Source organism: Bacteroides intestinalis DSM 17393, from assembly GCF_000172175.1.
GTDB classification, from domain to species: Bacteria; Bacteroidota; Bacteroidia; order Bacteroidales; family Bacteroidaceae; genus Bacteroides; species Bacteroides intestinalis.
Genome location: NZ_ABJL02000001.1, coordinates 157,770 through 172,726 on the forward strand (window position 1 = coordinate 157,770; position 14,957 = coordinate 172,726).

Below are 14,957 nucleotides of genomic sequence, written 5' to 3' on the forward strand. Positions count from 1 at the left end.
TTTTAGACAAGGTAAAGATAACAGCGATCTTTGGAATTCTACTATTTGTAAAGATGGAATTTATAGCTGTGATGTAAATTATGCCCAAATGTACTTTAGTTCATAACCGTACAAAAATGAACTAAATGCAATAGCTAACTCCGTTCTTAGGCATTCCTATACTTTTTCCCTTCCAACGGTTAGCCTTTTCCATCCGAACATTTATTCTTTCCACCGTGGAGTTTCTTTCTTTCCACCATGGTGGAAAGAAAGTTTCCCCGTGATGGAAAGCAACTTTCTCCATGGTGGAAAGAATAAGTACCTACTACAATTTTCTTTAACCGTCGTAGCGAAAAGAGATAAAAGTGGCGATGCGGCGGCTTAACCTCTGAAACTTATATTATTCATGCGAATCAGGAGGGGAAATTATGTTCATATCCTGTCAAAAAAGAATTAATCGATTTGATGTGTAATTAATCGGAATGGAGTTAGAAACCTTTCCTGTATATCGGCAACTCTTTCCCAAACTCCGTATGAACCACTTCGAAATTGACAAAGCCATTCACGGACTCCGGTTCTAACAGCGTTGTCGCAAGGTTTGCATTCTTCTGTGAAAGACGAATGATGAAACAACCTGCCGGGAAGCTCTTCTTTTCCTTTACCGTCCGTGTAGAGACTGTGACCGGATAAATCTTTTCCCATTCCTTGGTAACTTTCTTGTATCCGGTAACTATATACTTCTCTACGGTGGCTGTGAAGGTTTTTCCTATCTCTTCTACTTCTATTCCTAAAGCCCGCAATTTCTCTGCTTGCATCCGGCAGGTATTCGGCAGAATATATGCTTTGGGACGTTTGCGTACTAACTCAGCTTTTAGTTGAAGTGCATCGAAGGTAGGCAGAGGTTCCGTAAAACGTTCGTTCTTGGCAAGGTCAATAAAAGTAACGGGAAGCTCTGTCCGTGCGGATTGAAAAGTGACGGATATATCACTCTTTCCACTGCAAGTCTCTTTTACGGCCTTTCGTATCTCACTTCTTACTTCTTTTGAATGAAGAGCCGCCGTTTCCAAAAGACTGCGGGATACCAGAAAACCACATTCTGCACGACGGGCAAAACACGCTCTTCCCAATCCTATTCCACGGATTTCTATGAATAGAGATACCGTATTGGTGAGTCCCTGAAACGTGGAACTGGATTGCGGGTTCTTGGCATCTTTCATTGCATACAAGCTATCATTTCTGACGCTGGGTGTAAAGTAAAAGCCTGAATGATAACTGTTAGCTTCCAATGCCTTCTCTGCTTCTTCACGGAATAAGCCGTTGGAAAGTGTACGAATTCCGGCAGGGATATTCAAATGCCCGCTGGGTAGGAAAAGGACATCGGGGGCCGTAGCTACTTTAGTACCCCGAAGCAATTCAAACTCCTTGCGGAACGGATTGAATTCGTGAATATCCAGCGCTATTTCGGGATTCCATTCCTTGTACGCTTTTTTAAGAAGAAGAGTCACCGGATCGGCAAGTTTACTTTGATCCCGGTTCAAATCATACCCACTGCCCGATTTACGGCTTTGCATGGCATAACCGTCCGTATTGGCTATGGGTACAAGCGCAAGAGAAACCTTTCTCAATAGTTCAGTACCTTCGGGCGTATTCAGTAAATAATCGACAAGCATACAGGTTGCTTCCGGCCCGGCAGGTTCGTTGCCGTGCAGTCCTGCTTGTATCCAGACTCTTATTTTCTTTTTCTCGTTGGGAGTTCCGAAATAGAGCACGGGGATATCCCTGCCCTGTGGAGTCTTTCCTATATCGGACAGCGTAACCTTACCGGGATGCTTGTCGGCTAAATCCTTCAAATATCTGTTTATCTCGAACAAGGAAGCCAGACCTTCTTCAAGCGGCTTGCCGAGGGTGGGAGTGGAATATTGCTGTTCCGGTTCGGGATAGAAACGGCGGGTTACCTCTTCCGGCTGCACCGTGGGCTGGATATTCCAGAGAGAAGGGTTGCTGAATACGGTTTCTTGCGCAATACGTTGCAGATAGAGTGCTTCCTCTTCGGGCAGTCCGACATAATAAGTACTTGTATAGGGTTTCTGAAAAAATACGCTACAGAATACATTGGCGGCAAGATAAGAACCCTGTCGGGAAGGGTGGCTGTGATCGTTGTTGTAAAGCGTGATACTTGGATTCTCCGTGCGGACACGCTTCCAAGCGATGCCGACGGGGGCACACCAGGCATTCAGTTGAACAGTCATCTCCAAATAACTTTCAGCCAGTCGTTGCTGCATTTCGGTATATGTGTCGATGTCGTGTCCCCAGGTCATGTAGAAAACGGTTTTTCCCTTCGGATTGTAAAGGCGGCGCAGGCTGTCGAGGGAGTGGGCAGGCTTGTATACATTTTCCTGTACCCATTCCTTTTCGCGGGCAGGCGCTTTACTTTGGTCTTGCAGGATGACGAAATCCCAGTTTCCTTCACGAATGGCATCCAGGGTTTCAGGATTGGCGGCATGTTTCCTCAATGTCCAGCCACCGTGTTCCACCAATTTTACAGAAAGCTTGTGGCCGGTGGAGGCGGCAAGAGCTTGCACTTGTCGGACTAAACGGTTGTATTGTGTGTAGCTGTTGCCTATGAACAGTGCACGTAGGGAGTCTCCCAACATGGCAGGAACGGCACGTCTGCCCATTCCGGCGGAGTGGTGTCCGATGCCCTGTTCTTCTATTTTCTGCCAGTTGCAGGGCCAGTTGTGTTCGGCTGCTATCCGGTGGAGGTATCGGTAGAACTGATTGCCACGCTCGTAGCGGTTGCGTCCCTGTGCTTCGGCTTCGGGAGTCTTTCTTAAATACGATTCGCGGATGGTGTCTCCCGTAGCCAATTGGAGGATAATCGGTTTGGCAAGGTACTTCCTGATTGTTTCGGGGGTGACATACGGAATGTTGCGTACTCCGTAGGGAAAATCTTGCGAAGCATCGGGGAAGGTGTACCATCCCGGACTGCCGATAACGGCTTTCTCCACATACGGACTGTCATAAAAAAGCATGAAACGCTGCACAAACTGCCCTCCGGCTGAGTGACCGTAAATCATATATCCTTTCCGTTCACTACCTGAAGATTGGCGGACGTACTCAAAGATTTTATCAACCAGTGCCGGCGTTTGCTTTTCGGCCGGACGTATCGTGTGATCTTTGTCATTCATGACACCGACTTCCTGATAATCGGGCAAAGGAAACCTTTCCAGATCGAAGTGGGGAATGAAAACCATGAATTTATGCTTCTCTGCCTCCTGCTTCCAAGCTTTGAGCAGATAAGTGAAACCGCGGTCGGCACCTTCAAAGACAAAGACAATGGGCATCCGGCGTACATCGCCCGAAGCCGGAATGTAATAGTGCACATCTACCGGACGGTCGGCAAAAGGCGGATAGTCTTTGTAGGTGAACTTGCCTTCACCCACGGGAAGCACGGAGGCGGCACGGAGTCCGGCGCCCAGAAAGACAATGGCAAAAAATAGAATCAGTCTTTTCATTCTTCATACCTCCCTTTTTTAATGACTTCTTTATCCTTTAGGGCGAGTTTGCCGCGTGCTATGACGTGTGTCAGTTGAAGCTCGGAATCGAGGAAACAGAGGTCGGCATCGAAACCGATGTCTATTCTGCCTTTGGTACGCAGTTTGAGGTTGCGTGCCGGATTGCTGGTGATAAGGGTCAGTGCCTGTTCCAGAGGCAACAGACCTTCTTTTACGAGCAATCTCATCTCCTGCAAGTTGAGGTGCAGGGGAGCGGGGCGATAGGTCGTTTCTTTGGTTTCGGGATTGGTACGGCGCACTCCGCCACGGCCGTCACTGGAGAAGGTGATGCGGTCGAGGGGTACATGGGCTTCGAGGGCTTTCATGACGCAGCGATGGGGAGCGTCGAATTTGGTTCCTCCGGTGGAGAAATCTACCATACCACCCATGCAGGCAAATTCTACGGCTTGCCAGAATAAGGCTTCCGTGCGTATCAGGTGAGTAGGCGAGAGATAGGGAATCAGCGTGGGATATTTGCGGGCGATGTCCAGCAACGGGGTGATACCGTCGGGTAAGGCTCCCAGATGAATATGCAGGATACCTCCTTTGCCGGAAGTGAAACCGCCGAGGCGTACTTGGTTGATGAGGCGCAGTATCTCCAGTTCGGTGGGGAAAGCGCTGCGGTCGTCACTCATGGCAAGTTTGCAACCGATCACTTTGTCGATGAAGATGAGATCGTCGGCTACGCAGGACATCAGTGTTCTGGGAGGCAATCCGTAGAAACTGGTAAGCATGTAGGCGCTGAGGCCGTTATCTTCCAAGGCTTTGGTTTTAGCATAAAGGGTGGTCAGTTCTTTTACGAAACCGTCCGTGCCGAGTAGTCCTACCACGGTAGTGGTTCCGCAAGCCACCAGTTCGCTCATGGAGACGTCGGGGACTAAGGAAGCATAGCCGGTTTGTCCGCCGCCACCGGTGATGTGGACGTGCTGGTCGATAAAGCCGGGGGTGACGGCGCACCCGCCGGCGTCTATGGTATCAAATGGAATACCGGTCAGTTCTATTTTCCGGTCTATGAGGGCTATTTTATCATCTGCCAGCAGAACGTCGTTCATGCCAAGATGTTCCGGAGAGTATAAGTTTGCATTTTTAATGAGTGTGAACATGATTCGGAGTTGTTTTATAGTGTTATGAAATGATAAGCTATCAGGAATAGAATGCTGCCTATAAGGGGCAGGGTATTTCTCTTTGCCAGTTCAATGGGCGATACACCCGCCACGCCGGCAATGGCGACAATGATACCCGCTATGGGAGATGCGGCACGCCCCATACTGGCGGATAACTGCAAAGGAAGCACGAGGGAATAGGCAGGCATACCCAACTGTCCGGCAATTCCGGGTAGCAACGGACCGAACGAGAAGAAGGCCGCGTTTCCGCTTCCCATCAACATGGCCGCACAGAAGATTATCAGGGCGAAGACTGCTGCGATGGCAATGCCGGAAAGTCCTATATGTGTGGAGTAATCTACCAGTGAGTCGATGAAACCGAGGCTAATCAGTCCTTTGGAAAATATCTCGGAGGCAACAATTAGTGTCACGACACTTCCGAAGACATTTCCCATCCCTTTCCAGAAGCTGGAGAAGGCGTCAAAGGTTTTCCGTATATTGCGTATATGACAGCCTACGAATACAAGTGAGACAAAGAGGGAAAATAGCATGGCGGTCGTTGTATTGAGTGCTATGGGAGGTTGGAACAGCCCCACATAGGGTGAAAATATAATGAGAAGCGCAAGCGGAAGTACGGGCAGCATGGCGAATATCAATGGAATATCCGGTTGGGTAGAGGTCTGCGGGACTTCTGCTGTTTCATGGTTTTCCGTACTCTGCCTGGCGGCTTCTTTTTTATCGAAATATCTATTGTTGAAGTAAAACAGGGTCATGACTACCAAGGTGGTAGGGATAACCAACGGGAGTTGGTGGGTAATGAAATAAGCTACGTTGGTCTGGTCGATAAGTTCGGCAGCAAGGGCTGTGTTTGCCGAACCGGGCCCCTGGTCGAACAGCGTTGCGGCGGCAATGACGGATAATGCGGTGAGGCGGCTTACTCCCAATCCGATGAGGACGGGGTAAACGGAGGCGACAAGCAAGAGTCCTAATCCGGCTGCCGAGGGGGTAGTGATAAAGAGCAACTGGCCGATGGGAATGGTGACGGTAGCTGCCAGGTAGGGGTAACGACGAAAGAAACCCAACGGTTTCATGGAGATGTGTACCAGGGCATTGGTGGCTTTTATGTGATTCATAAAAGCTACATAGCCGCCAATGGTCATAATCATCAGTCCTGCGCGGGACAGGTTGCCGATGAATGTTTCTTCCACCACTTTCACCAAATCGAAAACAACGCTACCGGTGGATTTATCCGGAATGATGGGTTGGACATTGAGAATGAGGGCGAATGTCAACATCACAAGTCCGGCCAGCATCAGAACTCCTTGCGGATTCAGTTTCCGGTAGAGGTAAATAGCGGTGACGGTGATCACCAATATACAGAGGAGGAAGGCTACGACTGACATAATCTGATTGGTTCTGTGTTATAAATTGTTTTTTGAGGAGTGATCGGAGATGGGACAGGAATGCATTAAATGAAGTGTCTCAATTCTCCTCCTCTCAAAAGGAGGAGAATTGGGATAGCACTATTTAATCATTGTTCTACTGTCTTATAAGTACCCCGGATTATTCTCCAACTGGCGACCTGTATTGGAATCTATGAACTCTTGCGGAATCGGGAACAACACAGGCGTATCATACGAATTCATGCCTCGTGCATCGCGTCCTGCAATCTCATTCAACTGTCGCATACGGCGTTTGAAGTAATTGTTCACATCACGTTCATCTCCACCTTTCTCCTGACTTACGCGAATCAGGGTGTGACGGCGTTCTTCTTCGGAAAGAAGTTCACGGCTACGTTCGTCCAGAATGAAATCCATACCTCCTGCGGTAAGTTCAGCTTCTGTGATGCTGACTGCATTGGAACGATTGCGTACCTTGTTAATCCATTTGATGGCTTCACCTGCCTGGTTGTTTTTCAGTAAGGCTTCCGCATAAAGCAAGTACGTGTCGGCGAGGCGGAGATAAACAATATCCTGATAACATCCATCCTTGTCACCATTTGCCAGCAACGGTGCCACGTAATCCCATTTGCGGGTAGTGGGCCAGTTATACTTCTTGATGGTTGTCTTATTATCATCCAGCATAGCGGCGGTTACAGTGGTGTCTACCACCATCTTACCGTTATTAAGGAATTCCGTAATCTTGCCGTCGGCACCCTTTTCGTTAATAGTCCATACCACTGCATGATCGGATACACGGTCGTCCTGAGTTCCCTGATCTTTATAGTTGTAGAGGCGGAAAGCACCTCTTGAAGGCACGCAACGTCCGGCACCTTTACCACCGTTGTTTATCCAGAACACCTGAGGCCAAGTGGCTGCACCGCTTGTATAGTCGGGATCGTACTTGTTGCTCTTGTTGATGACACCATCGTTGGAGTAATAATTTTTATATGTACTCTTCATGTAAACTTCGGCTGTACCGAACGCGCTGTTTTCCGGTTCCGTGTTGACAAAAGCATATAAAACCTCTGTGTTTCCGTCCGCATACATCGGTGTGCGGAATACGTCGATGAACGGACAGCCTGGATTGGCGGAGTTCTTGCCGAAACGGTTGGTTATCAAACTGTATTCGGAACCTTCTGTCAGCGGCTTCAAAACTTCGACTGCCTTGGAGGGCTGGTCCATTGCCAGGTATAGTTCACCCAGATAATGGCGTGCCATGGCTCCTGAAATCTTGCTGTTGCTTTCTTCACGCAACGGTAAATTGTTCATGGCGAAAACAAAGTCCTGCTCCATGACTTCACGGATGGATTCTACGGAATTGCGCTCCCAGTCGTTACGGTAGTTCATACCTGTAATTTCTTCGGTGGACAAAGGTACGGCACCGAATGAATACGTCAGATGACGGTAAGCCCATGCGCGGAAGAAGCGGGCCTGTGCGATGATCTTATTCTTGTGGGCGGCAGCTTCGGTTTCGGTTCCTTTCCAGTCGATACCACTGCCTTCGGCACGTGAAATCACCATGTTTGCCGTATTGATGATGCGGTAACACCATTGGAAGATGTTCTGAAATATCCGTAAGTCCGTCTGGTTGATTTGCGACGGATAGTACATGTATTTAAAGTCGCTGTGTGAGTTATTACTCCATGAATTGTCCACACCGCAACCCCATGCAGAGTGCAGAACGAGCGGCAGACCACCACCGAGTGCATCGGCACGGCGGTATTCGTTACGCATCATTCCGTAGAAGCTGGTTACCATGGATTGGAACCCGCTGTAATCTACTAACAGATTTTCAGGGTAGAGTGAAGCACGCGGATCTTCTTCCAGGAAGCTGGATTCATTGCATCCGGTCATGCAGAGCACGAGTAGTGCTATCAGTGTATATTTTAGCTTTTTCATACTGTTTCTCTTTGTTTTAGCGGTTTATAAATCAAGTTTCAGACCGAATGTGAATGAACGTACCTGCGGAGTGGACTGTTGGTCGCTGATAAATTCCGGGTCGAGGCCGGTCCAGCTTGTCCAGGTTGCCAGGTTCTTGATGTTCATATATACTTCGAGGCGGTTCAGGGAAATCTTCTTTAACCAACGCTGAGGAACACGGTAGGCCAGCGTGACATCCTGCACACGGAGGAAGTCGGTCTTTTCGTAGAAACCTGCGCTCATCGGGTTTACAGAAGTATCCAGTGAGTTTTTCGGGTACTTGTTGGTAGGATTCTCCGGTGTCCAGAAGTCTACCATGAGGCGGTTCTGGCGATAGGAGTTGTGAGATACGTCGTAAAGCCAGTTATTGGCTGTCTGTCCCAGTTGGGCATTGAGGAATACGCTCAGACTGACATTCTTGTATCGGAAAGTATTCGTCATACCCATTGTTACTTTAGGAATTGCCGAGCCGATGATTTCCTTGTCTGCTGGGGTGATGTCGTTTACACCATCCTTGTCATGGTACTTCATATATCCGGGGATGGAGTAGCGATAGTTCGGGTCTTGCTGTCCGTTCGGATTAGACGGGTCGGTGATCTGCCAGATACCGATGAAGCGGTAGTCGTAGTTCACGTTGATGGGCTGGCCGATGAACCACCTGGAACCGATATCATCCATAGGGTTGCCGTTGGCATCGTAGAGACCTACATTTACGATCTTTGTCTTGTAGTGCGACAGGTTGAAAGTAGTGGACCAGTCGAAATCTTTCTTGGCAATGTTGTTGGAAGTAATTTGTAACTCTAAACCACGGTTCTTGGTCTCACCGATATTCTCGGTAATGTTTCCCGTACCGTTGATGGTGGGGATGGAGCGATTCAGCAACAGGTCGCTTGTCTTCGACCAGTACATGTCGAATGTTCCTTGGATACGTCCGTTCCACAGTTGGAAGTCGATACCGGTATTGATGGATTGTGTAGTTTCCCATCCTAACGAAGGAGAAGCCAGCTTGGAAGGATAGAAACCGTAGTTTGGGGTATGGTCGTCTTTCAGATAATTGAAGGTGGAAAGGTCAGGCAATGTAGTGTAGGCGCCTACTGCTTCGTTACCGTTCTTACCCCATGACAGGCGATATTTCAGGTTGCTTACCACTTTTGCCAACGGGCTTGTCTGAAAGAAATGTTCATTGGAAATATTCCAGCCGATAGCCATGGAAGGGAATATACCGAACTTGGATTGGCTACCGAATGCGGAGTAACCGTCACGGCGTGCAGTCAGTGTCAATAGGTAACGGCTGTCGTATGAGTAGTTCAGACGTGCCATCTGAGAGATATGGTTTTGCTTGGTATAGCTGGAGCTGCCGGACATGGTGGCGGCTTTGGATATCTGATAATAGTACATCACGTCGTTCGGAAAGTCTTTGCCTTCCATTCCGTTGCCTTCTTTCTCGTAGCTTTGTGCAGAATACAGACCGGTGAAGAAGATGCGGTGCTTGCCGAATTCACGGGTATAAGTGATGATGTTTTCCAGAATCCACTCTTGTGAGTGCCAGTCGTCGGTGTTCAGAATACCATTGGAGCGTGCGCCGTAGTAAGTGTCCATTCCTTGGTACTGTTTCCAGCTGCTGTTTTGGTACGTATAGCCGGTATTGAGCTTATAGCTGAGTCCGGGGACGAACGGCAACTTTATTTCTACCACGTTGTTGGTGATGACTTTAGAGCGTATGTCGTTGCTCTTGTTGTTGAGGCTGCTTAAGGGGTTTACAGAGAAAGCTTCGCTGGAATCTTCCCAGGCGGCGGAACGGATGTTGCCTTCTTCGTCATAAGCTTCTGCCAGGGGATTCATACGGAATGCTCTGGAGAAAGAAGCGCTGCTGCCGCTTCGGTCGTAGCGTCCCAACTGGGTACTGGTAGAGAACTTAAACCAGGAAGTGAACTCCTGATCGAGGTTGAAACGGATGTTGTAGCGTTTGAATTGGTTGCCTACGGCAGTACCTTTCACATCGGTATAGTTCAGCGAGACAAAATAGTTGGTTTTGTTGACGCCACCACGGAAGGAGATGTTGTGCTGCTGCTTGAAACCGGTGCGGGTTGCCAGCTCCAGCCAGTCGGTATCCATGCCGGCTTCGTGCATACGCAATTCTGTGGCGGTCATAGATCCCATCCACGGTTCGGGATTGCTTTCTGTGGGCGGGGTGGTATTGGCATCTTTCAATGCTTCCGTCTTATACTTCCAGAATTCAGCTCCATTCATGAGGTTGGGGAAGTTGATAGGATTGTCAATGGTGATGTAGGTGTCGTAAGATACGGTCAGTTTGCCTTTTTCACCTCTCTTGGAGCTGATGAGGATGACACCGTTCGAACCGCGGGCACCGTAGATGGCAGCCGAAGAAGCATCTTTCAATACTTCAATGGATTCGATGTCGTTCGGATTGATTTCGGACCAGGGACCATCAAAGGGAATACCGTCCAGAATAACCAGTGGTTTGTTGTCTGCCGTGATGGAGTTCTCGCCGCGGATGCGGGTCTTGGTGGAAGAGCCTTCCGCATTGGTTCCGGTCACTGAGATATTCAGGCCCGGTACGGCACCTTGCAAAGATTGGATGATGTTGGTTTGCGGGCGATTCTCCAGTGTTTTGGTATTTACGGAAGCAACTGCACCTGTCATATCCGACTTGCGCTGCACACCATAACCTACCACTACTACCTCATCCAGCATCTTAGTGTCTTCCTTCAGGATAATGCTGACGGGTTTCGTGCCGTTGACTTTCACATCCTGGTTCAGATAGCCGATAAAAGAGATTTCAAGAGTGCTGCCATTCTGTACATTTGCTAATGAAAAGTCTCCTTCTACATTGGTGACACTTCCTGTACCAGTGCCTTTCACAATGACATTAGCTCCGATGATGGGTTCGCCCTTTTCATCTTTCACATTTCCGGTGACTGTGACTTGCTGTTGTGCAAATGCATTTACCGAAATGAACAGTAACAAAGCGCAGCAGGCAAGAATGAGTCTGCATGAGCGTTTTTCTTTTCTTTTCATGATTCGTTTAATAGTTAACATAAGTTTTTAGTTTGGATCTCTGTGGCAAAGGTATGCGCAATAAGGGTTACTTACTCTGCGAGGTAAACAGGCAAAGTAAACTGTTAAAACTGATAAGTGATTGATTATTAGTGCTGCTTTCTGAAAATGAGAGGCTCGGAAGTAAACTCTTTGAATGGAATCGGTAGTAGAGAGCAGGGCTTACGCTTTGTATTTTCCGAGCTTTTTCACAGCATTTATAAAATCTTCTTTCGGGATAATGGATTTATTCCGGGTACGAAGCCGGTTGTTATAAACTGTTTGTGCGGAACAATGGAGGAAGTCCGCTATCTTCACGCTGTCTGTGATGCCGAGTCTTATCAAGGCATGTATGCGCAGTTCGGTATTAAGCAGTTCGCCTTCTTTCAGTTCGATGCGCTCTTCGGGTAGCAGTAAGGCGTTGAAGTCACCTACAAAATCGGGATAGAGATGCAGGAAGATGGTATCGAAATTCTGGTAGAACTCTTTCAGTTCGTTGGAGGCTGTTGCGGAAGAGTCTGTCATTGCTTTTACATCTTCTATCTGGCCTACTTTCAGTTTCCGGTTGATGTTCTTGCGAAACTCTTCCAGCTTACTGATGTAGGTGGAACAGATGTTGAATACATAGCCGATATATTCTTCTTTTACGTAATTAGATTCCCGCAACTGGTCATTGACTTCCTGTAATTGCGTATTCAAGTCTTTTAGCTGTATGTTTACTTCTTCCAGGCGTTGATGTGCCGTAGAGAGGGCATCCATATTAACAGACAGCTTCTGGTTTGTACTGTCTAACTTCAAGTTGGCTTCTTTTAGCCGGCGCATTTGCTTGCGGATGAACAGGAAGGCGCCGATCAGTACGAGAAATAAGAAACTGACGGCAATCAGGGAGGCTTGAAGACGCTTTTGCTGTGTGCGGCTCTGTTCCTGGTACGCTTTGTAGATTTGGTTTTGCAAATGAGACATTTTGACTATTCGTACCCGGTTGTGGAAAAGCATGGCTTTTTGGGAACAATAGAGGATGTAGTTATAGGCGCGGTCTATTTCTCCATGCTTAAATAGGTATTCCGCTATTTCCTGCAAAGAGCCGATATCTCCGTTGACAGACCGTATGTCTGCCATAGCCGAAAGAATGAGGTTTTCCAGGTATTTGCTCTCGTTATTTTCACTCCGGTAGATGGCGGAGAGATTGTAGGTAGCTATGGAATACTTGCGGCTGTCGTTAGACAATGTCTGCTTGTTTTCCTCAAATGCTTGTTTGACGGGTTCTATTTCCGGGGTTCCCATGTAGAGCCATGCCCGGCAGTTCCAGTAGCGCAATTCGTCGGGAGTGGCTGTGAGGTATACCGAGTCTCGGAAAGCCTTTTGGAGATTATTGTAATGTTCCGACAGTTGGGAGTTCTCACTGGAGTAATCCCGGAGGCGGGAATAGAGTGTACATAACCTGCCAAAATACTCGGAACGGAGATTTTGGGGTAATTCTTCCGGTTGGATGTCACTGACGGCTTTCAAGGCTTCGGTCAGTAGCCCGGAGGAGGTGAGGACAAATGATTGTTCGAGCAAAGAGACCACTTCCCAGGTACGGTTGTTGGTCTGTTGTGCCAGTTGTATGTTCTTGTTGATGTAATGTAGGGCGGAATCCGCATCATAAACCCGATACTCCAAATAGACCATTCTATTCATGGCATAGAGTTCCTTTACATCTTTGACCCGGCTATACTGCATTTTCAATTGCTTGATGCGCTCCTCTTTTACTCTGACAAATAGATCCTGCTGTTCCAGCAGGCTATCTAAAGAGTGAAGTAATTTCCTGTTTTCTTCTAAAGCATGTTTAGAAGTGTCCGCACAGACATAGGCAGGAAAAAGAAGGCATACAATGAGTATAAAGAGGCCGCTTTTCATGGCGCTACAATCCTAAAACGTCCGTTTGTCTTGGCTGATTGTCATATTGTCCGCTGATTCCTTGGATTTCTTTGGGGTTCAACTCCAATCCTTTCTTCATATCTTCTGCAGAGCCTACCGTGTCACCATTCAGCAACTTGGCGCGACCGCGTTCATGATAGGCTTGTGCGAAATTAGGATTCAGTTCGATGGCTTCGTCAAAGAGTGCGATAGCTTCGGGATACTTCTTCTGGACGATATAAAGTTGTCCCAGGCAAAGAAAAGCCTGTTCGTTGAATGGATTCAATTCTGTTACATAGCGATAATCGGTTTCGGCTTCTTCCTGCTGTCCCGTTGTTTCTTTCACTTTACCGCGGAGCAGTAATGCAGCTTCTTCATCGGGATCTTGGGAGAGTATAGCGTCGATATCTTCGGTAGCTTCCTTGTATTGCTGCATCTTGATTAAGGCTTCGGCACGCAGCAGGCGGGCTTCGGTGAAGTCGTCTTTCAGTACGATAGCTTTGGTGAGATGGGCGATGCTCATGATACCGTCGTCCATACCTTGCTTGGCTCTGCCCAGAAGATAGTGTGCCATGGCATTTCCTTCTTCTATTTCAATAGCTTTTTGTGCGGCGTCTGCCATTGCCTGATAGTCTTCTTGCAGGTAACATACGTTGGCAAGGGTGAGGAAAGTGGAGGTATGGTCCGGTTCCTGTTTTGCCATGCGTTCCAGCAGTTCATGTGCTTCGCTGAGGGCATTGGTTTGGATGTAAACCTGGCTCAGGTAGCTCATGGTTTCAAAGTCTTCCTGAAGGGCAAGGGCTTCCGTGAAGCATTTAATTGCATAATCGGGACGCCCCATGCGCTGTGCACGCATGCCGTCATACTTAAATATCTCGAAGTTCTTTTGATCGTTTTTCTGTTTTTCAGTTTCCGGTTTTTCTTGTTTGCCGGAGAAGAAAGATTTAAAGAATCCCATAATATCTGTATTTCTTAGGTGTTTTGTTTTTATTCTTTTTGCAAACTTAGTGAAAAATCTCGTTTCCATATCAAGAATTCGACCTAAAAAGAAAAAACATCCGTGTTATTATTGATGGTATCATTTAAAATTTGTTATTTTGCGATACATTTATCAATTATATTAATTAATCATCATTTCTAAATTAAAGACACAAGAATGAAAAAGACTTTCATGAAGTGGGCCTTCTTTATGTTATGTATGGCCATGACAATGCCTGCAATGGCTCAGTTTAATGTGAAAGCACTGAAAGGTGCGGCTAAAGCTGTTAAAGCTGTTACTCTGACTGATGCTCAGATGGCAGAATATGTAAAAGAGTATATCGACTGGATGGATACACATAATCAGGTATGTGCCGACGATAATGAGTATACAATTCGTCTGAAAAAGCTGACTGAAGGTTTGACGGATGTGGAGGGAATTCCTTTGAACTTCAAAGTTTATTATGTGATAGATGTCAATGCATTTGCTTGTGCTGACGGTAGTGTGCGCATTTTCTCGTCTTTGATGGATATCATGACGGATGATGAATTGCTGGGTGTAATCGGTCATGAAGTAGGTCACGTGGCACACAAGGACTCTAAGAATGGGTTCCGTACGGCATTGCTGACTTCAGCTTTGAAGGATGGTATTTCTTCACAAGGTGGTACAGCAGCTAAGTTATCTGATTCTCAGTTGGGTGACCTGGGTGAGGCTCTGGTAAACTCTACATATTCACAGAAGCAGGAGAGAAGTGCTGATGACTATGGATATGAATTCCTGAAAAGTCATGGTAAGAATCCCTGGGCAATGGCTTTATCTTTCCAAAAGCTGAAGAAATTGCAGGAAGAAGCCGGTGCACAGAAAAGTAGTAAGCTGAATCAACTGTTCTCTACTCATCCTGATTTGGATGCCCGTATCCAGCGTATGGAAGAACGTGCAACCAGCGAGGGTATTGAGAAGCCGGCAGTAACGGAATAATTCTTATTGATATCATAAGGAGAAGGGTGTGCATTCACTGTACGCC

8 protein-coding genes are annotated in these 14,957 nt (G+C 47.4%); 1 reads left to right on the forward strand and 7 read right to left on the reverse strand.

The genetic code is table 11. The features are described 5' to 3' along the window. Window positions 1–467: 467 nt before the first annotated feature. The 7 genes from BACINT_RS00620 to BACINT_RS00650 form a co-directional block, all read right to left on the reverse strand. Window positions 468–3,494, reverse strand: a complete 3,027-nt coding sequence (locus BACINT_RS00620) for a M14 family metallopeptidase (protein ID WP_007659746.1) — start codon at window positions 3,492–3,494, stop codon at window positions 468–470. Then, window positions 3,491–4,636: a beta-aspartyl-peptidase gene (gene iadA / locus BACINT_RS00625; protein ID WP_007659753.1), complete on the reverse strand. Its 1,146-nt coding sequence runs from the start codon at window positions 4,634–4,636 to the stop codon at window positions 3,491–3,493. The genes BACINT_RS00620 and iadA overlap by 4 nt, the downstream gene beginning before the upstream one ends. 14 nt (window positions 4,637–4,650) lie before the next feature. Continuing rightward, on the reverse strand, window positions 4,651–6,039 hold the full coding sequence (dcuC, locus tag BACINT_RS00630; protein WP_007659755.1) for a C4-dicarboxylate transporter DcuC: 1,389 nt from the start codon (window positions 6,037–6,039) through the stop codon (window positions 4,651–4,653). A gap of 144 nt (window positions 6,040–6,183) precedes the next feature. Beyond that, complete coding sequence (locus tag BACINT_RS00635) at window positions 6,184–7,977, reverse strand: RagB/SusD family nutrient uptake outer membrane protein (protein ID WP_007659756.1); 1,794 nt, start codon at window positions 7,975–7,977, stop codon at window positions 6,184–6,186. A gap of 24 nt (window positions 7,978–8,001) precedes the next feature. Beyond that, window positions 8,002–11,037: a SusC/RagA family TonB-linked outer membrane protein gene (locus BACINT_RS00640; protein WP_232288730.1), complete on the reverse strand. Its 3,036-nt coding sequence runs from the start codon at window positions 11,035–11,037 to the stop codon at window positions 8,002–8,004. A 201-nt stretch (window positions 11,038–11,238) separates the two neighbouring features. Beyond that, a complete protein-coding gene (locus BACINT_RS00645; RefSeq protein ID WP_007659759.1) occupies window positions 11,239–12,954 on the reverse strand; it encodes a DUF6377 domain-containing protein in 1,716 nt (571 codons plus the stop codon). A gap of 4 nt (window positions 12,955–12,958) precedes the next feature. After that, the gene (locus BACINT_RS00650) at window positions 12,959–13,915 is read right to left on the reverse strand and encodes a tetratricopeptide repeat protein (protein WP_181990179.1); all 957 of its coding nucleotides are present in this window, start codon (window positions 13,913–13,915) and stop codon (window positions 12,959–12,961) included. 195 nt (window positions 13,916–14,110) lie between these two features. On the opposite strand from BACINT_RS00650, the gene BACINT_RS00655 reads away from it, so the two are divergent. Further along, entirely contained in the window at window positions 14,111–14,911 is an 801-nt protein-coding gene (locus BACINT_RS00655) for a M48 family metallopeptidase (protein WP_007659761.1), read from the forward strand. Window positions 14,912–14,957 lie beyond the last annotated feature (46 nt).

Coding starts and splice junctions, on each gene's coding strand:
- BACINT_RS00620 (WP_007659746.1), bottom strand. CDS start 3,494: ATGAAAAGACTGATTCTATTTTTTGCCATTGTCTTTCTGGGCGCCGGA.
- iadA (WP_007659753.1), bottom strand. CDS start 4,636: ATGTTCACACTCATTAAAAATGCAAACTTATACTCTCCGGAACATCTT.
- dcuC (WP_007659755.1), bottom strand. CDS start 6,039: ATGTCAGTCGTAGCCTTCCTCCTCTGTATATTGGTGATCACCGTCACC.
- BACINT_RS00635 (WP_007659756.1), bottom strand. CDS start 7,977: ATGAAAAAGCTAAAATATACACTGATAGCACTACTCGTGCTCTGCATG.
- BACINT_RS00640 (WP_232288730.1), bottom strand. CDS start 11,037: ATGAAAAGAAAAGAAAAACGCTCATGCAGACTCATTCTTGCCTGCTGC.
- BACINT_RS00645 (WP_007659759.1), bottom strand. CDS start 12,954: ATGAAAAGCGGCCTCTTTATACTCATTGTATGCCTTCTTTTTCCTGCC.
- BACINT_RS00655 (WP_007659761.1), top strand. CDS start 14,111: ATGAAAAAGACTTTCATGAAGTGGGCCTTCTTTATGTTATGTATGGCC.